This is a genomic window from Pseudomonas serbica (genome assembly GCF_028823535.1).
GTDB lineage: Bacteria > Pseudomonadota > Gammaproteobacteria > Pseudomonadales > Pseudomonadaceae > Aquipseudomonas > Aquipseudomonas serbica.
Window position 1 is genome coordinate 16,308 of record NZ_JAQIYM010000014.1, and the last position, 17,393, is coordinate 33,700.

The window sequence follows — 17,393 nt, forward strand, 5'->3', positions numbered from 1 at the left end:
CACCAGTCCCGGTATGATCGCGCGCCCTGATGCACACGCTGGTAACAACCGATGATGAAGCCCAACCTGATCGCCGCCGCGGAGATCGACCGACTCGATACCTGGGCCAAGTACTCTGCCCCAATGTGCGGCTCCTGCCTATCGAGCTGTTGCACCCTGCCGGTCGAGGTCAAGATCAAGGACCTGATCCGCATCGGCATCGTCGATGAATTCGAACGCGGCGACCCGCCAAAGAACATCGCCAAGCGCCTGCAAAAGGAAGGGATCGTCGAGCGCTATAACCAGAAGTCCGAGATCTTCACCCTCCAGCGCATGAGCAACAACGATTGCCTGTACCTGGATCGTAAGAGCCGTCTGTGCACTATTTATGAAAAGCGCCCGGATACCTGCCGCAATCACCCGAAAATCGGCCCGCGGCCGGGGTATTGCGCTTATAAGCCGAAAGAAGTGGTGCGCGAAACCAATTCGCGGTCGATTGAGCGGTTCTGATATTTCCTGATTCTGCGGCGGCTGTCCGGCCGCCTTCGCTGGCAAGCCAGCGCCTACAGTGGGGACAACTCAAAACCCTGTAGGAGCTGGCTTGCCAGCGAAGAGGCCGGCACAATCAACAAATAAATCGCAGACAAATAAAAACGCCCCCGGTCTCTCGACCGGGGGCGTTTTTGTTCAGCTTCGGCTAAATCTTATGCCTTGGCTTTCTTGGCAGCGCGGGTACGCTCGCTTTCGTCCAGGATCTTCTTGCGAAGACGGATGGACTTAGGCGTCACTTCACACAGCTCGTCGTCCTGGATGAATTCCAGAGCCTGTTCCAGGGTGAAACGAACAGGTGGAACCAGAGCGATGGTTTCGTCTTTACCCGAAGCACGCATGTTGTCGAGCTTCTTGCCCTTGGTAGGGTTAACGCCCAGGTCGTTGTCACGGCTGTTCAGACCAACGATCTGACCGTTGTAGATTTCCTGACCGTGTTCAACGAACAGCTTGCCACGCGCCTGCAGGGTTTCCAGGGAGTAGGTCAGAGCCTTGCCGGTTTCAACCGAAACCAGAACGCCGTTCTGACGACCGGACATGTCGCCGGACTTCATCACGTCGTAACGGTCGAAGATCGAGGTCAGGATGCCAGCACCGTTGGTCAGGGTCAGGAACTGGTTACGGAAACCGATCAGACCGCGAGCAGGGATGTTGTATTCCAGACGTACACGGCCCTTGCCATCCGGCACCATGTTGGTCAGGTCGCCCTTACGCAGGCCCATCTCTTCCATCACCTTGCCTTGGGATTCTTCCGGCAGGTCGATGGTGACGTTTTCGAACGGTTCGTGCTTCACGCCGTCAACCAGACGGATGATCACTTCCGGACGGCCTACAGCCATTTCGAAGCCTTCGCGACGCATGGTTTCGATCAGTACCGAAAGGTGCAGTTCACCACGGCCGGAAACCTTGAACTTGTCAGCCGAGTCGCCTTCTTCAACGCGCAGTGCAACGTTGTACAGCAGCTCTTTGTCCAGACGTTCCTTGATGTTACGGGAAGTCACGAACTTGCCTTCTTTACCGCAGAATGGCGAGTCGTTTACCTGGAAGGTCATGGAAACGGTTGGCTCGTCAACGGTCAACGGCTTCATCGCTTCAACGGTGTCCGGGTGGCACAGGGTGTCGGAGATGAACAGCGAGTCCATACCGCTGATGCACACGATATCGCCTGCAGCAGCCTCTTCAACGTCTACACGGTGCAGACCGTGGTGACCCATCAGCTTCAGGATACGACCGTTACGCTTCTTGCCGTCGGCGCCGATAGCGACAACCGGGGAGTTCGGCTTGATGCGACCACGAGCGATACGGCCAACACCGATAACACCCAGGAAGCTGTTGTAGTCCAGTGCGGAGATCTGCATCTGGAACGGACCGTCACGGTCAACAGCCGGCGCCGGTACGTTGTCGACGATCGACTGGTACAGCGGGGTCATGTCTTCAGCCATTTCGTTGTGGTCCAGACCGGCAATACCGTTCAGGGCCGAGGCGTAGACGACTTTGAAGTCCAGCTGTTCTTCGGTGGCACCCAGGTTGTCGAACAGATCGAAGATCTGGTCCAGAACCCAGTCCGGACGCGCGCCTGGACGGTCAACCTTGTTGATGCACACGATCGGACGCAGGCCGGCTTCGAAAGCCTTCTTGGTCACGAAACGGGTTTGCGGCATAGGGCCGTCCTGGGCGTCAACCAGCAGCAGAACGGAGTCGACCATCGACATTACGCGTTCAACTTCGCCGCCGAAGTCGGCGTGGCCCGGGGTGTCCACGATGTTGATGTGGTAACCGTTCCAGTTGATGGCGGTGTTTTTCGCCAGGATGGTAATACCGCGCTCTTTTTCCTGGTCGTTGGAGTCCATCACGCGCTCGTCGTTGAGCTCGTTGCGCTCCAGGGTGCCGGATTGACGCAGGAGTTTGTCTACCAGGGTGGTTTTACCATGGTCAACGTGAGCAATGATGGCGATGTTGCGTAGATTTTCGATCACTTGTGTATCTCGATCAGAGGATTCGGTGCGCTGACAAGTCTTGGCAGCGATTTACAGTAGAGTCAGGCCTTGCCGTTACAGCTTGACGGCGGCGTCGGGGGGCCGGTGACGCAAGCCACAGGCAAACAGCCCCGGGCACTTAGCTCGGTCGATAAACGCGCACATTGGCATGCCCCTCACTGAGCAAATGGTGGGCATGCAGGCGACTCATCACGCCTTTGTCGCAATAAAGCAGGTACTGGCGAGTAGGGTCCAGTTCCTTGAAACGAGCGTTCAGTGCATAAAACGGCATCGTTTGTACCTCGATGCCAGCGAGGTCCAGCGGGTCGTCTTCAGCGGCATCCGGGTGACGGATATCGATGACGATCTGACCGGCCAGCGCTTCGCTGACTTCTTCAATTTGCAGATCCTGGCCCAATTCGTCGATTACACGATCGATCGGTACCAGTTTGGCGTTCTCGAGCGCACGCTCAAGGACTGCCATGTCGAATTCTTTCTCTTCGTGCTCCACGCGATGGCGCTTGGCAGCTGTCTTTGGGTTCACCGAGATGACCCCGCAGTACTCCGGCATGTGCCTGGCGAAGTCGGCGGTGCCGATTTCGTTGGCCAGGTCGATGATGTCCTGCTTGTGACTGGCGATCAGCGGACGCAAGACCAGCTTGTCCGTCACGCAGTCGATCACGGACAGGTTCGGCAGCGTCTGGCTCGACACCTGGGAGATCGCCTCACCGGTGACCAGCGCGTCGATGTGCAGTCGATCGGCAATTTGCGACGAAGCGCGCAACATCATACGCTTCAATACTACGCCCATATGACTGTTATCGACTTTGCCGAGAATTTCTCCCAGCACTTCCTCGAACGGCACACTGACAAATAACACGCGTTGCGAGCTGCCGTACTTCTTCCAGATGAAATGCGCGACTTCCATGACGCCCAATTCGTGGGCACGTCCGCCCAGGTTGAAGAAGCAAAAATGCGCCATCAGGCCGCGGCGCATGATCTGATAGGCCGCGACGGTGGAATCGAAGCCACCGGACATCAGAACCAGCGTCTGCTCCAGCGCACCCAGCGGATAACCGCCGATACCATTGTGCTGGCTGTGGATTACGAACAACCGTTGGTCGCGAACTTCGATGCGGACTTCGATTTCGGGCTTTTTCAGGTCAATTCCGGCGGCACCGCACTGACGGCGCAACTGGCTGCCGACATATTTCTCGATATCGATCGAGCTGAACGGGTGCTTGCCGGCACGCTTGCAACGTACCGAAAAAATCTTCCCGGCCAGTGCATCGCCGTAGTGCTGCTTGCACTTCTCGACGATGTCATCGAAGTCGCCCAACGGGTACTCGTCGATCTGCAGGAAATGCGCGATGCCCGGCATGCAGCTCAGGCGCTCGCCCATCTCCTTCAGGGCCTTGGGCTCGCTGACGCGGGTTTCCAGCTCGAGGTTGTCCCACACACCGTTCACCACCACAGCCGGGTCCAGGTCACGGAGCACGGCACGGATGTTCTTGGCCAATTGGCGGATGAAACGCATCCGGACCGGGCGGCTCTTGATGGTGATCTCGGGAAAGACTTTTACGATTAATTTCATGGAAACAGCGCGCGCAGGGCCTGCCGAAAAAGGGGGGCGCGGATTATAGCGGAAATTGCTCAAGGTTTAACCAGTTTATGTGCAGAAGGTTTTGCGCGCACTAAAACAGGTCATTTTCCGTTTTGGACGCTACATTAAGGGGCGCTATTTTCCGCTTTTATACGCTTTGCACCTCTATAAGCGTGAAATTGGGGCAAAAAACCCATGGTGGGGCACTGGCATGCAATTTGCTCCCTTGTGAGGCAGGTTGCCTTGGCAGAGTATTCGCGCCGGCATCACCAACTATTAAGGGCATCCACTACCAGCCCTAAGCCACCCGGAGGACACTATGTCGAAGTCGGTTCAACTCATTAAAGATCATGACGTCAAGTGGATTGATCTGCGCTTCACGGACACCAAAGGCACTCAGCACCACGTGACCATGCCGGCTCGCGATGCGCTGGATGACGACTTCTTCGAAGTCGGCAAGATGTTCGACGGTTCGTCCATCGCTGGCTGGAAAGGTATCGAAGCCTCCGACATGATCCTGATGCCGGACGACTCCACCGCTGTTCTGGACCCGTTCACCGAAGAGCCGACCCTGATCCTGGTCTGCGACATCATCGAGCCTTCGAGCATGCAAGGCTACGACCGCGACCCACGTGCGATCGCCAAGCGCGCTGAAGAGCACCTCAAAGCCACCGGTATCGGTGACACCGTATTCGCCGGTCCAGAGCCAGAATTCTTCATCTTCGACCAGGTGAAGTTCAAGTCCGACATTTCCGGCTCCATGTTCAAGATCTACTCCGAACAAGGTTCCTGGATGTCCGACCAGGACATCGAAGGCGGCAACAAGGGCCACCGTCCAGGCGTCAAAGGCGGCTACTTCCCTGTTCCACCGTTCGACCACGACCACGAAATCCGTACCTCCATGTGCAACGCACTGGAAGAAATGGGCCTGACCGTCGAAGTTCACCACCACGAAGTGGCAACTGCCGGCCAGAACGAAATCGGCGTCAAGTTCAACACCCTGGTGAAGAAAGCCGACGAAACCCAAACCCTGAAATACGTTGTACACAACGTTGCCGACGCCTACGGCCGCACCGCTACCTTCATGCCTAAGCCGCTGTACGGCGACAACGGTTCGGGTATGCACGTGCACATGTCCATCTGGAAAGAAGGCAAGAACACCTTCGCTGGCGAAGGTTATGCCGGCCTGTCCGATACCGCCCTGTACTTCATCGGCGGCATCATCAAGCACGGTAAGGCCCTGAACGGCTTCACCAACCCGGCTACCAACTCCTACAAGCGTCTGGTTCCAGGCTTTGAAGCACCGGTAATGCTGGCCTACTCGGCTCGCAACCGTTCGGCTTCGATCCGTATTCCTTACGTGTCGAGCCCGAAAGCTCGCCGTATCGAAGCACGTTTCCCGGATCCGGCTGCCAACCCGTACCTGTGCTTCGCCGCACTGCTGATGGCTGGCCTGGACGGCATCCAGAACAAGATCCACCCTGGCGACGCAGCTGACAAAAACCTGTACGACCTGCCGCCTGAAGAGGCGAAAGAGATCCCACAAGTTTGCGGCAGCCTGAAAGAAGCCCTGGAAGAGCTGGACAAAGGTCGTGCGTTCCTGACCAAAGGCGGCGTTTTCAGCGACGACTTCATCGACGCTTACATCGCCCTGAAAAGCGAAGAAGAAATCAAGGTACGTACCTTCGTACACCCACTGGAATACGAGCTGTACTACAGCTGCTGATCCGGTAGCGCCTGCGCAAGCGGCGTGACAAGAGAGGCCTCCTTCGGGAGGCCTTTTTCATGCCCGAATGTTAACGGACTGGGCCAGCCACCTTTCCTGCCCTATGCTGCACCCCATCGCTTTCGTTTCCGGTCGATTTCATGGGTCGTGGTCTTCTCTTCATCCTGCTGCTGATCGCCCTGCCCGCCACAGCGCAGATCTACAAGTACACCGATGCCCAAGGCAACACGGCGTATAGCAATCAACCCCCTGATGGCGTCACCGCGCAGCCCGTCGAACTGCCACCGCTCAACCGCACCCAACCCCCGCCCACGCAAGCACCTCCCACACCCACCCCTGAACAAGGCCAGCCCCCTGTCGCCTACAACGTACTGGAACTCACCGGCCTGCCCACCAGCGAAGCCCTGCGCGCCAACAACGGCACCTTCACCGTCAGCGTGCTGATCGAACCGCGCCTGCAAGGCCCGCATCTGCTGCGACTGCTGCTGGACGGCCAGCCTTATGGCCAACCCGGCAACGTGCCGATCCTGCAATTGGTGAATATCGACCGCGGCATGCACCACCTCGCCGTGCAGGTCGTCAACGGCGACACCGTCGTGCAACAAAGTCCTACCGTCACCTTCACGTTGCAGCGGGTGCACAAGCGCTGAGGGACTACTTACCCCGTTCAGCTTTGCGCACTATATTGGTGCGATTGGTTGCACCATGCGCACATTGCAGCCCATTTTGGTTCGAAACTACCCGCAAAAGCTGGCAGAACGCCACGCAATCGAGCGTCAAACGCCTGTTTCAGGGGTTAAGCGCTTCTTTTCGGAGCCTTGGTTTGTTTTTTGCATTTTCCTCGCATCAGCGCTTTATCCATGCGCGCGCCCTGCTCCAAAAGAGGTCCTGAATGACCATCAGTGACGCACTGCATCGTTTGCTTCTCGACAACCTGACCACCGCCACCATCCTGCTCAATGCCGACTTGCGCCTTGAGTACATGAACCCCGCGGCGGAAATGCTCCTGGCCATCAGCGGCCAGCGCAGCCATGGGCAATTCATCAGCGAGTTGTTCACCGAATCCACCGAGGCGCTCAACTCATTGCGCCAGGCGGTGCAGCAGGCACATCCGTTCACCAAGCGCGAAGCCATGCTCACCGCCCTCACCGGCCAGACCCTGACGGTTGATTACGCGGTAACGCCGATCCTGAGCAATGGCGACACCCTGCTCCTGCTCGAAGTGCACCCCCGGGACCGACTGCTGCGCATCACCAAGGAAGAGGCCCAGTTGTCGAAGCAGGAAACCAGCAAGATGCTGGTGCGCGGCCTGGCCCATGAAATCAAGAATCCCCTGGGCGGTATCCGCGGCGCAGCGCAGTTGCTGGCCCGTGAGCTGCCGGAAGAAAGCCTGCGCGACTACACCAATGTCATCATTGAAGAGGCCGACCGCCTGCGTAACCTGGTCGACCGCATGCTCGGCTCGAACAAGCTGCCCTCGCTGGCCATGTGCAACATCCACGAAGTGCTGGAGCGTGTCTGCCACTTGGTCGAGGCCGAAAGCCAGGGCTGCATCACATTGGTGCGTGACTACGACCCGAGCATTCCGGACGTCCTGATCGATCGCGAACAAATGATCCAGGCCGTGCTGAATATCGTGCGCAACGCGATGCAGGCCATCAGCAGCCAGAACGAGCTGCGCCTGGGCCGCATCAGTCTGCGCACCCGCGCCATGCGCCAGTTCACCATTGGCCACGTGCGCCATCGCCTGGTGACCAAGATCGAAATCATCGACAACGGCCCGGGCATTCCTGCGGATCTTCAGGAAACCATCTTCTTCCCCATGGTCAGCGGACGTCCGGATGGTACCGGGCTGGGCCTGGCCATTACCCAGAACATCATCAGCCAGCACCAGGGCTTGATCGAATGTGACAGCCACCCCGGCCACACCACGTTCTCGATCTTTCTGCCACTGGAACAAGGAGCCACATCGACATGAGCCGTAGTGAAACCGTGTGGATCGTCGATGACGACCGTTCTATCCGTTGGGTCCTGGAAAAAGCCTTGCAGCAGGAAGGCATGACCACGCAAAGCTTCGACAGCGCCGATGGCGTGATGAGCCGCCTGGCGCGCCAGCAGCCGGACGTGATCATCTCCGACATCCGCATGCCCGGTGCCAGCGGCCTGGACCTCCTGGCGCGGATTCGCGAGCAACATCCACGGCTGCCAGTGATCATCATGACCGCGCACTCCGATCTGGACAGCGCTGTCGCGTCCTATCAGGGCGGCGCCTTCGAATACCTGCCCAAGCCGTTCGATGTCGACGAGGCGGTGTCCCTGGTCAAGCGCGCCAACCAGCACGCACAGGAACAGCAAGGCCTGGAAGTCCCGGTCGCACTGACCCGCACCCCGGAAATCATCGGCGAAGCGCCGGCGATGCAGGAAGTGTTTCGCGCCATCGGGCGCTTGAGCCACTCCAACATCACCGTGCTGATCAACGGCGAATCCGGCACCGGTAAAGAACTGGTGGCCCACGCCCTGCACCGCCACAGCCCGCGGGCCGCTTCGCCGTTCATCGCACTGAACATGGCAGCGATTCCCAAGGACCTGATGGAATCCGAACTGTTCGGCCACGAAAAAGGCGCCTTCACCGGTGCCGCCAACCTGCGTCGCGGGCGTTTCGAGCAGGCAGACGGCGGCACGCTGTTCCTTGATGAAATCGGCGACATGCCGGCCGACACCCAGACCCGTTTGCTGCGAGTCCTGGCCGACGGCGAGTTCTACCGGGTCGGTGGTCACGTCCCGGTCAAAGTCGATGTGCGGATCATCGCCGCCACGCACCAGAACCTGGAAACCCTGGTGCATGCCGGGAAATTCCGTGAAGACTTGTTCCATCGCCTCAACGTCATTCGCATCCACATACCGCGCCTGTCGGACCGTCGCGAAGATATCCCGACCCTGGCCAAGCACTTCCTCAGCCGTGCCGCGCAGGAGCTGGCCGTCGAGCCCAAGCTGCTGAAAACCGAAACCGAGGAATACCTGAAAAACCTGCCATGGCCGGGCAACGTGCGCCAGCTGGAGAACACCTGCCGCTGGATCACCGTGATGGCTTCGGGTCGCGAAGTGCATATCAGTGACCTGCCACCGGAGCTGCTGAGCCTGCCGCAGGATTCGGCGCCGGTGACCAACTGGGAACAGGCGCTGCGCCAATGGGCCGACCAGGCGCTGGCTCGCGGTCAATCCAGCCTGCTGGACAGTGCGGTGCCGACCTTCGAGCGGATCATGATCGAAACCGCTCTCAAGCACACCGCCGGCCGCCGCCGCGATGCCGCCGTCTTGCTCGGCTGGGGGCGTAATACCCTGACTCGCAAGATCAAGGAATTGGGAATGAAGGTTGATGGTGGGGATGATGATGAGGGGGATGAGGGTTAAGCGGGACATCACTCTTCTGATTTAGATGATTCACACCGAAAAATGTGGGAGCGGGCTTGCTCGCGAAGAGGCCATCACATTCAACCTCCATGTTGAATGGGACACCGCTTTCGCGAGCAAGCCCGCTCCCATATTCAGGGCCGAGTGCACCGCACCAATGCACCGTGACCCGCAATCGCGCACCGCGACTGATCGCAAATTCCGCGTACGTTCGCAATCGAACCCCTATCGAAAAAACACGAAAGCCCCGGATTCCGGGGCTTTCAACGTCTGCAGACGACTTTCTGTTTCAACTTGTTAAAACCTGGCACGCCCCCTGCAATAGTCTCATCAGTGATTCAGATCACTACCCAGTTTCGGGGACCTTGGTACAGGCAGGCCGGGGATTCCCCTCTTTACACCGGGCTCACACCGCATAGCGACGAGCCCCCCAGTTTTGGGGTCCTTGGTACAGGCAGGCCGGGGATTCCCTCTTTACACCGGGTTCAGGCGCGATGCGTGAACCCTCCCGTTTTGGGGACCTTGGTACAGGCAGGCCGGGGATTCCCCTCTTTTATTGCTCCCGGAGATGGATCTCCAGCCGCCAGCGGTCATCGACCTCGCTGCCGGTCCACTCCCCCTGCAGGGGCCGGGCTGCCACCAGCGTCAGCAACAACCCCCCATCACTCAAACGCACGCGCCAGTTCACGTCCTTGTCGTGGAGCTTTAGCTGGCCCTTCCGTGCCGCGCCTTGAGCCTCGAACAGCAACGCTACGCTACCCTCGACGATCTCGCCGTGGGTCTTGGGTTCGTTGTTGAACCACACCACCAGTCCGTCGCCGGTCACCTCGACCTGCTGCAATTGACTGGGCTCGGGGGTGGTCAGGCGACCGATCATCAGCCCCACCATGACTCCGACAATCGCCAGTGAAGCCATCACACGTGGGAATAGTTTCGAACGAGGGTCGGCTTGCGGCGTAGAATGCCGCTCATCTTTACCTTCGGAGCCGTGCATGTTTCACGTCATCCTTTTCCAACCAGAAATTCCACCGAACACCGGCAACGTTATCAGGCTGTGCGCCAACAGTGGCTGCCACCTGCATTTGATCGAACCGCTGGGCTTCGAGATGGACGACAAGCGCCTGCGCCGGGCTGGCCTCGATTACCACGAGTATGCCACCCTGCAACGCCACGCGGACCTGGCCAGCTGCCTGGAAAGCCTCGGTCATCCACGGGTGTTCGCCTTCACCACCAAGGGTTCGCGACCATTTCACGACGCCAGTTTTGTCCCGGGCGATGCCTTCCTGTTCGGCCCGGAAAGCCGTGGCCTGCCCGCCGAGGTGCTCGACGCCCTGCCCGCCGAACAGCGCCTGCGCCTGCCGATGCGGGAAGGCTGCCGCAGCCTGAACCTGTCGAACACCGTCGCGGTGGCCGTTTACGAAGCCTGGCGCCAAAACGACTTCAAATAACACCCCGAAACAAATGTGGGAGCGAGCCTGCTCGCGAAAGCGGTGTGTCAGACAACATTGAAGTTACCTGACACTCCCTCTTCGCGAGCAGGCTCGCTCCCACAGGGGTGTTTCAAAACCGTTTATTGAACGGTTGGCGTCTCGCCCGCCGCCTGCATGCGTTGCAGCTCTTGCGCGTACAGGGCGTCGAAGTTCACCGGAGCCAGCATCAGGGCCGGGAACGAACCGCGGGTCACCAGGCTGTCCAGCGCTTCGCGAGCGTACGGGAACAGGATGTTCGGGCAGAATGCACCCAGGGTGTGGCTCATCGATGCATCGTCCAGGTTCTTGATCAGGAAGATACCGGCCTGTTGCACTTCAGCAATGAATGCCACTTCTTCACCGTTCTTCACGGTGACCGACAGGGTCAGCACGACTTCGTGGAAGTCGCCTTCCAGAGCCTTTTGACGGGTATTGAGATCCAGACCGACACTCGGCTCCCACTGCTGGCGGAAAATCGCCGGGCTTTTCGGGGCTTCAAAGGACAAGTCACGTACGTAGATGCGCTGCAAGGAGAATTGCGGTGCGGTTTCTTCTTCGCTGGCTGCAGTGTTCTGTTGGTCAGTCATCTCAGATCCTTTCTGATCTTGGGCTTTTATAGGGTATGGAATTCAGGCCTTGAGCAGCGCGTCGAGCTTGCCGGCGCGCTCCAGGGCAAACAAATCATCACAACCGCCAACGTGGGTGCTGCCGATCCAGATCTGTGGCACGGACGTACGTCCGGCTTTCTGAGCCATTGCGGCGCGCACCTGCGGCTTGCCATCGACCTTGATCTCTTCGAAGGCCACGCCTTTGTTCTCGAGCAGGTACTTGGCTCGCGAGCAATAAGGGCAGTAATCGCTGGAATAGACGACGACGTTGCTCATATCACTTCACCAGCGGCAGATTGTCGGCTTTCCAGCTGGAAACACCGCCGGACAGCTTGGCGGCGGTGAAGCCTGCCTTCACCAGCTCGCGGGCGTGGGTACCGGCCGTCTGGCCCATGGCGTCGACCAGGATGATGGTCTTGGCCTTGTGTTTTTCCAGCTCGCCAACGCGCGCGGTCAACTTGTCGTGAGGAATGTTCAACGCGCCTACAATGTGACCGGCGGCGAAGTCCTTGGTGGGACGAATGTCGATCACCACGCCAGCGTCCTTGTTGACCAGGCCGGTCAGTTCGCCAGTGCTCAGGCTGCGGCCGCCGCCCTGCATCTGATAGGCAATCAGCAACGCCAGCAGTACGACGAAGATACCGACGAGGATGTAGTGGTTAGTGGCAAATTCAATCAGGTGAGCAACCATCGAAGGAGGTTCCAGGGCGTTAAAATGTCGGCCAGTATACACAGCCCCTATGGTGGGCCAAACCCCGTCCGGCGGTGACGTGGCCGGAACTTCGCTTTAAACTGCCACTCCCTTTTCCATCGCCCTCTTTTAACTCAGCCACGAGCGGACTCCATGACTACCACGCCTAAACCTTTGGTCCTGATTATTCTCGACGGCTTCGGTCACAGTGAGAGCCCCGAATCCAACGCCATCTTTGCGGCGAAGAAGCCCGTACTGGACCGTTTGTGGGCCACCGTGCCCAACGGCCTGATTTCGGGCAGCGGCATGGACGTCGGCCTGCCGGATGGCCAGATGGGTAACTCCGAAGTCGGCCACATGAACCTGGGCGCCGGTCGCGTGGTTTATCAGGACTTCACCCGCGTGACCAAATCGATCCGCGACGGCGAGTTCTTCGAGAACCCGACCATCTGCGCTGCCGTGGACAAAGCCGTCGCCGCCGGCAAAGCCGTGCACTTCATGGGCCTGCTGTCCGATGGCGGCGTGCACAGCCACCAGGATCACCTGGTCGCCATGGCCGAGCTGGCTGCCAAGCGCGGCGCTGAAAAAATCTACCTGCACGCCTTCCTCGATGGCCGCGATACCCCGCCGAAAAGCGCGCAATCGTCGATCGAGCTGTTGGATGCCACCTTCCAGGCCTTGGGCAAAGGCCGGATTGCCAGCCTCATCGGGCGTTATTTCGCCATGGACCGCGACAACCGCTGGGACCGCGTGTCCCAGGCTTACAACCTGATTGTCGATGGCCAGGGCGAATTCAACGCCGCCACCGCCCAGGAAGGCCTGCAAGCCGCGTACGAGCGTGGTGAGAGCGATGAGTTCGTCAAGGCCACCTCCATCGGCGAGCCGGTGAAAGTCGAAGACGGCGATGCCGTGGTGTTCATGAACTTCCGCGCCGACCGCGCCCGCGAATTGACCCGCGTGTTCGTCGAAGACGACTTCAGTGAATTCCAACGTGCCCGCCAGCCAAAACTGGCCGGTTTCGTCATGCTGACCCAATACGCCGCCAGCATTCCTGCACCTTCGGCCTTCGCCGCCGGCAGCCTGGAAAACGTCCTGGGTGACTACCTGGCGAAAAACGGCAAGACCCAGCTGCGCATCGCCGAAACCGAAAAATACGCCCACGTGACCTTCTTCTTCTCCGGCGGTCGCGAAGAACCGTTCCCGGGTGAAGAGCGCATCCTGATCCCGTCGCCAAAAGTCGCCACCTATGACTTGCAGCCGGAAATGAGCGCACCGGAAGTCACCGATCGCATCGTCGACGCCATCGAAAACCAGCGCTACGACGTGATCGTGGTCAACTACGCCAACGGCGACATGGTCGGCCACAGCGGCGTGTTTGCAGCGGCAGTCAAGGCCGTCGAATGCCTGGACCAGTGCGTCGGCCGCATCGTCGACGCCCTGGAAAAGGTCGGTGGCGAAGCCCTGATCACCGCCGACCATGGCAACGTCGAGCAAATGTCCGACGAGACCACCGGCCAGGCGCACACCGCGCACACCACCGAGCCGGTGCCGTTCATCTATGTCGGCAAGCGCGACCTCAAGGTCCGCGAAGGCGGCGTGCTGGCGGATGTGGCACCGACCATGCTGAAACTGCTGGGCCTGGAGCAACCGGCGGAAATGACCGGCACTTCGATTCTGGTCTGACGCGAGCCCTGAAACGCCAGATAACCCCTGTGGGAGCGAGCCCGCTCGCGATAGCAATCTGACAACCAACATCTATGTTGAATGATCGGACGCCATCGCGAGCAGGCTCGCTCCCACATTGGTTTTGGGGTCTTTTTGGATACAACTCTGCTCCAGTCATCACACAGTCAGAAATGGGCATTTTTTTTGCCGGCCATGGCGGGCATACTAGGACGTCCCTTTCCCTGGTGTCGCCCGCCTCTATGCTTCGCACCCTGATAGCCCTTGCCCTGACTTGCCTGCTCCAACCGGCCTTCGCCGATGAGCGCGCGCAAACCCAGCAACAGTTGGACGCTACGCGTCAGGACATTGCCGAGCTGAAAAAACTGCTGGGCAAGTTGCAGGAAGAAAAGTCCGGCGTGCAGAAAGACCTCAAGGGCACCGAGACCGAGATGGGCAAGCTCGAGAAGCAGGTCGATGCCCTGCAGAAAGAGCTGAAGAAAAGCGAAACCGAGTTGCAGCGACTCGATGCGGAGAAAAAAAAACTCCAGAGCGCGCGCACTGAACAGCAGCGACTGATCGCCATCCAGGCTCGCGCGGCTTATCAGAACGGCCGCCAGGAGTACTTGAAACTGCTGCTTAACCAGCAGAACCCCGAGAAGTTCGCCCGCACGCTCACCTATTACGACTACCTGAGCCAGGCCCGCCTGGAGCAGCTGAAGAATTTCAATGAGACCCTGCGCCAGCTGGCCAATGTCGAAAAAGACATCGGCCTGCAGCAAGCGCAATTGCTGGTCCAGCAAAGCAGCCTCGAAAGCCAGCGTGGTGAACTCGAGAAGGTTCGCCAGGAGCGCCAGCAAGTCCTGGCCAAGCTCAATGACGACGTGAAGGCTCGCGACCAGAAACTGGCAGCCCGTGAGCAGGATCAGGCAGACCTGTCTAAAGTCCTTAAAACCATTGAAGAAACCCTGGCACGCCAGGCTCGCGAGGCAGAAGAGGCGCGACAAAAAGCGCTGATTGCCCAGCAGGAAGCCGAAAAAAAGCGTTTACGTGAGGCCCAGGCGCAGGCAGATGCCAGCGATGATGCCCCACGCAAACCCGTTAAATCGTCCCCCGGCGCACTGGTTTCAAGCTCAGGCGAAACTTTTGGCGGTCCATTTGCGTCTACCCGCGGCAAACTTCCATGGCCGGTCGATGGTCGACTGTTGGCACGCTTCGGTGAAAGCCGTGGCGACGATGCCCGGACCAAATGGGACGGCGTGATGATCAGCGCCTCTGCAGGCAGTACGGTACATGCTGTGCACGGCGGTCGCGTGGTGTTCGCCGACTGGCTGCGCGGCGCCGGGTTGCTGGTGATTCTCGATCACGGCAACGGTTTTTTGAGTCTGTATGGTCACAACCAGACGCTGCTCAAGTCTGCGGGTGACGTGGTAAAGGCCGGTGAGTCCATCTCCACTGTCGGTAACAGTGGCGGGCAGGACTCGCCAGCGCTGTATTTTGCGATTCGTCAGCAGGGTCACCCGAGTGATCCGGCGCAATGGTGCCGCGCGCAAGGATAGGCGCTGAGTCACCTACATTAGGAGTTCGTTCGACATGCTGCATTTGTCCCGCCTTACCTCGCTGGCCCTGGCGATCGCCCTGGTGATCGGCGCGCCTCTGGCGTTTGCCGCTCAACCGGCCCCGGCAATCGCGCCTGCGGGCACTGCCGCGACCACCAAGGCGCCATTGCCGCTGGAGGAGTTGCGCACCTTTGCCGAGGTCATGGATCGGATCAAGGCCGCGTATGTCGAACCGGTAGACGACAAGACCCTGCTGGAAAACGCGATCAAGGGCATGCTCAGCAACCTTGACCCGCACTCTGCCTACCTGGGACCTGAAGACTTCGCTGAACTGCAGGAAAGCACCAGCGGCGAATTCGGCGGCCTGGGCATCGAAGTCGGTGCCGAAGATGGCTTCATCAAAGTGGTGTCGCCGATCGATGACACGCCAGCTTCCAAGGCTGGCATCCAGGCGGGTGACTTCATCGTCAAGATCAATGGCCAGCCCACCCGCGGCCAGAGCATGACCGAAGCCGTGGACAAGATGCGCGGCAAGATCGGCCAGAAAATCACCCTGACCCTGGTACGCGACGGCGGTACGCCGTTCGATGTGACCCTGGCCCGCGCCATCATTCAGGTGAAGAGCGTGAAGAGCCAGTTGCTTGAGTCGGGCTATGGCTACATACGCATCACCCAATTCCAGGTCAAGACCGGCGAAGAGGTGTCCAAGGCCCTGGCCAAGCTGCGCAAAGACAACGGCAAGAAGCTCAACGGCATCATCCTCGACCTGCGCAACAACCCAGGTGGCGTGCTGCAAGCGGCGGTGGAAGTGGTCGACCACTTCATCACCAAGGGCCTGATCGTCTACACCAAGGGGCGCATCGCCAACTCCGAACTGCGCTTCTCCGCCACCGGCAAGGACGAAAGCGAAGCCGTACCATTGGTCGCGCTGATCAACGGCGGCAGCGCCTCGGCCTCGGAAATCGTAGCGGGCGCCCTGCAGGATCAGAAACGCGCGGTGATCATGGGGACGCCGAGTTTCGGCAAAGGCTCGGTGCAAACCGTGCTGCCACTGAACAACGATCGCGCCCTGAAAATCACCACGGCGCTGTACTACACGCCCAACGGCCGCTCGATCCAGGCCCAGGGCATCATCCCGGACATCGAAGTGCGCAAAGCCAAGATCACCAACGAGCAAGACGGCGACTACTTCAAGGAAGCCGATCTGCAGGGTCATCTGGGCAACGGCAACGGCGGCGCCGACAAGCCGAGCAGTTCCGGTGGCAAGTCCAAGCCAATGCCGCAGGACGATGATTACCAACTGGCCCAGGCCCTGAGCCTGCTCAAAGGCCTGAGCATCACGTCCGGCCGCTGAGATGCTTTTGCGGTTAGCCTTGGGGCTGTTGTGTTGTCTGGCGGGTATTGCTCATGCAGCGCCCACCCCTCAAAAGGCCTACATCAGTCTGATCATCGATGACCTGGGGCAGAACCTGCCCCGGGATCGCCAAGTGCTGGCCCTGCCGGGGCCAGTGACGGCGGCGATCATGCCCGACACGCCCCACGCCACCGAATTCGCCCGCGAAGCCCATCGCGCCGGCAAGATCGTCATCCTGCACATGCCCATGGACCCGGCTACCGGACCGTTCGCCTGGCGCCCCGACCTGCCCATCGATGAGCTGGAAAGGCGCCTCGACGCAGCGTTCAAAAAGGTGCCGTATACCAGCGGAATCAATAACCATATGGGCAGTCGCATGACCGCCCAGCCGGCGGCCATGACGTGGTTGATGGCGCACTTGCAGTACCGACACAAATTCTTCCTGGACAGCCGCACCAGCGCTCAAACCGTTGCCGCCGCCGAGGCGCAGAAGATTGGCTTGGCGAGCGTTTCGCGGGATGTGTTTCTGGATGATGAGCGCACTGAAGCGGCGATCTTCGCCCAGCTGCAGACGGCCATCAGCCTTGCGCGCAAGCAGGGCTCGGCGGTGATGATCGGCCATCCTTATCCGCAAACACTGGCGGTGCTGGAGAGAGAATTGCCCAAGCTCAAGACGCTGGGTATCGAGTGGATTGATCTCAAGCAAATGATCAGCGTGCGCAGCAATCGCGCCATGGTCGCTCATGGCAAAGACGGCGTTTATCGGTAATACCCTGTCTCGACCTATACATAGTTACCGCCAGAAG

16 protein-coding genes are annotated in these 17,393 nt (G+C 59.5%); 10 read left to right on the forward strand and 6 right to left on the reverse strand.

All coding sequences use genetic code 11. The features are described from left to right. The first annotated feature begins 51 nt into the window (after nt 1-51). Nucleotides 52-489: a YkgJ family cysteine cluster protein gene (locus NQL71_RS22255; RefSeq protein ID WP_008058557.1), complete on the forward strand. Its 438-nt coding sequence runs from the start codon at nt 52-54 to the stop codon at nt 487-489. A gap of 194 nt (nt 490-683) precedes the next feature. Here NQL71_RS22255 and typA read toward each other — a convergent pair whose 3' ends face one another. Then, on the reverse strand, nt 684-2,504 hold the full coding sequence (gene typA / locus NQL71_RS22260; protein WP_046815270.1) for a translational GTPase TypA: 1,821 nt from the start codon (nt 2,502-2,504) through the stop codon (nt 684-686). Nucleotides 2,505-2,643: 139 nt separating this feature from the next. After that, complete coding sequence (gene thiI, locus NQL71_RS22265; RefSeq protein ID WP_020797429.1) at nt 2,644-4,098, reverse strand: tRNA uracil 4-sulfurtransferase ThiI; 1,455 nt, start codon at nt 4,096-4,098, stop codon at nt 2,644-2,646. A 328-nt stretch (nt 4,099-4,426) separates the two neighbouring features. Between thiI and glnA the strand changes: the two genes are divergently transcribed. From glnA to ntrC, 4 genes are all read left to right on the forward strand, one after another. After that, nucleotides 4,427-5,833 (forward strand): glutamate--ammonia ligase, encoded by a 1,407-nt coding sequence (gene glnA / locus NQL71_RS22270; RefSeq protein WP_046815271.1) that lies wholly within the window; start codon nt 4,427-4,429, stop codon nt 5,831-5,833. A gap of 140 nt (nt 5,834-5,973) precedes the next feature. Next, nucleotides 5,974-6,483 carry a DUF4124 domain-containing protein gene (locus NQL71_RS22275; RefSeq protein WP_077186139.1) on the forward strand — a complete coding sequence of 170 codons (510 nt, stop codon included), beginning with the start codon at nt 5,974-5,976 and terminating at the stop codon, nt 6,481-6,483. Nucleotides 6,484-6,725: 242 nt separating this feature from the next. Then, nucleotides 6,726-7,811 (forward strand): nitrogen regulation protein NR(II), encoded by a 1,086-nt coding sequence (glnL, locus tag NQL71_RS22280; protein WP_046815273.1) that lies wholly within the window; start codon nt 6,726-6,728, stop codon nt 7,809-7,811. After that, nucleotides 7,808-9,244 (forward strand): nitrogen regulation protein NR(I), encoded by a 1,437-nt coding sequence (gene ntrC / locus NQL71_RS22285; RefSeq protein WP_046815274.1) that lies wholly within the window; start codon nt 7,808-7,810, stop codon nt 9,242-9,244. The genes glnL and ntrC overlap by 4 nt, the downstream gene beginning before the upstream one ends. A gap of 553 nt (nt 9,245-9,797) precedes the next feature. On the opposite strand, the gene NQL71_RS22290 is transcribed toward ntrC, so the two are convergent. Beyond that, nucleotides 9,798-10,238: a hypothetical protein gene (locus tag NQL71_RS22290; protein WP_077186141.1), complete on the reverse strand. Its 441-nt coding sequence runs from the start codon at nt 10,236-10,238 to the stop codon at nt 9,798-9,800. Here NQL71_RS22290 and NQL71_RS22295 point away from each other — a divergent pair. Beyond that, the gene (locus NQL71_RS22295; protein WP_046815276.1) at nt 10,237-10,692 is read left to right on the forward strand and encodes a tRNA (cytidine(34)-2'-O)-methyltransferase; all 456 of its coding nucleotides are present in this window, start codon (nt 10,237-10,239) and stop codon (nt 10,690-10,692) included. The genes NQL71_RS22290 and NQL71_RS22295 overlap by 2 nt on opposite strands. 122 nt (nt 10,693-10,814) lie before the next feature. Here the strand turns inward: NQL71_RS22295 and secB are convergent, their stop codons facing one another. From secB to NQL71_RS22310, 3 genes are read right to left on the reverse strand one after another with little or no spacing between them, the layout of a single operon-like run. Further along, nucleotides 10,815-11,300: a protein-export chaperone SecB gene (gene secB / locus NQL71_RS22300; protein WP_008058540.1), complete on the reverse strand. Its 486-nt coding sequence runs from the start codon at nt 11,298-11,300 to the stop codon at nt 10,815-10,817. Nucleotides 11,301-11,342: 42 nt separating this feature from the next. Then, nucleotides 11,343-11,597, reverse strand: coding sequence for a glutaredoxin 3 (grxC, locus tag NQL71_RS22305; RefSeq protein WP_008058538.1), 255 nt, complete (start codon nt 11,595-11,597; stop codon nt 11,343-11,345). Between the two features lies 1 nt (nt 11,598). Then, on the reverse strand, nt 11,599-12,012 hold the full coding sequence (locus NQL71_RS22310; protein WP_046815277.1) for a rhodanese-like domain-containing protein: 414 nt from the start codon (nt 12,010-12,012) through the stop codon (nt 11,599-11,601). A 153-nt stretch (nt 12,013-12,165) separates the two neighbouring features. Here NQL71_RS22310 and gpmI point away from each other — a divergent pair, with 153 nt between their 5' ends. From gpmI to NQL71_RS22330, 4 genes are all read left to right on the forward strand, one after another. Then, nucleotides 12,166-13,695 carry a 2,3-bisphosphoglycerate-independent phosphoglycerate mutase gene (gene gpmI, locus NQL71_RS22315; protein WP_046815278.1) on the forward strand — a complete coding sequence of 510 codons (1,530 nt, stop codon included), beginning with the start codon at nt 12,166-12,168 and terminating at the stop codon, nt 13,693-13,695. A gap of 242 nt (nt 13,696-13,937) precedes the next feature. After that, nucleotides 13,938-15,233, forward strand: coding sequence for a murein hydrolase activator EnvC family protein (locus tag NQL71_RS22320; protein WP_046815279.1), 1,296 nt, complete (start codon nt 13,938-13,940; stop codon nt 15,231-15,233). A 34-nt stretch (nt 15,234-15,267) separates the two neighbouring features. After that, complete coding sequence (locus NQL71_RS22325) at nt 15,268-16,587, forward strand: S41 family peptidase (protein ID WP_046815280.1); 1,320 nt, start codon at nt 15,268-15,270, stop codon at nt 16,585-16,587. Between the two features lies 1 nt (nt 16,588). After that, a complete protein-coding gene (locus NQL71_RS22330; protein ID WP_046815281.1) occupies nt 16,589-17,356 on the forward strand; it encodes a divergent polysaccharide deacetylase family protein in 768 nt (255 codons plus the stop codon). The last annotated feature ends 37 nt before the right edge of the window (nt 17,357-17,393 follow it).

What these genes read in the sequence shown, in the direction of transcription:
- secB (WP_008058540.1), bottom strand. Translation starts at nt 11,300, where the DNA reads ATGACTGACCAACAGAACACTGCAGCCAGCGAAGAAGAAACCGCACCG.
- NQL71_RS22320 (WP_046815279.1), top strand. Translation starts at nt 13,938, where the DNA reads ATGCTTCGCACCCTGATAGCCCTTGCCCTGACTTGCCTGCTCCAACCG.
- NQL71_RS22290 (WP_077186141.1), bottom strand. Translation starts at nt 10,238, where the DNA reads ATGCACGGCTCCGAAGGTAAAGATGAGCGGCATTCTACGCCGCAAGCC.
- NQL71_RS22255 (WP_008058557.1), top strand. Translation starts at nt 52, where the DNA reads ATGATGAAGCCCAACCTGATCGCCGCCGCGGAGATCGACCGACTCGAT.
- NQL71_RS22330 (WP_046815281.1), top strand. Translation starts at nt 16,589, where the DNA reads ATGCTTTTGCGGTTAGCCTTGGGGCTGTTGTGTTGTCTGGCGGGTATT.
- thiI (WP_020797429.1), bottom strand. Translation starts at nt 4,098, where the DNA reads ATGAAATTAATCGTAAAAGTCTTTCCCGAGATCACCATCAAGAGCCGC.
- glnL (WP_046815273.1), top strand. Translation starts at nt 6,726, where the DNA reads ATGACCATCAGTGACGCACTGCATCGTTTGCTTCTCGACAACCTGACC.
- NQL71_RS22295 (WP_046815276.1), top strand. Translation starts at nt 10,237, where the DNA reads ATGTTTCACGTCATCCTTTTCCAACCAGAAATTCCACCGAACACCGGC.
- ntrC (WP_046815274.1), top strand. Translation starts at nt 7,808, where the DNA reads ATGAGCCGTAGTGAAACCGTGTGGATCGTCGATGACGACCGTTCTATC.
- grxC (WP_008058538.1), bottom strand. Translation starts at nt 11,597, where the DNA reads ATGAGCAACGTCGTCGTCTATTCCAGCGATTACTGCCCTTATTGCTCG.
- NQL71_RS22325 (WP_046815280.1), top strand. Translation starts at nt 15,268, where the DNA reads ATGCTGCATTTGTCCCGCCTTACCTCGCTGGCCCTGGCGATCGCCCTG.
- NQL71_RS22275 (WP_077186139.1), top strand. Translation starts at nt 5,974, where the DNA reads ATGGGTCGTGGTCTTCTCTTCATCCTGCTGCTGATCGCCCTGCCCGCC.
- NQL71_RS22310 (WP_046815277.1), bottom strand. Translation starts at nt 12,012, where the DNA reads ATGGTTGCTCACCTGATTGAATTTGCCACTAACCACTACATCCTCGTC.
- glnA (WP_046815271.1), top strand. Translation starts at nt 4,427, where the DNA reads ATGTCGAAGTCGGTTCAACTCATTAAAGATCATGACGTCAAGTGGATT.
- gpmI (WP_046815278.1), top strand. Translation starts at nt 12,166, where the DNA reads ATGACTACCACGCCTAAACCTTTGGTCCTGATTATTCTCGACGGCTTC.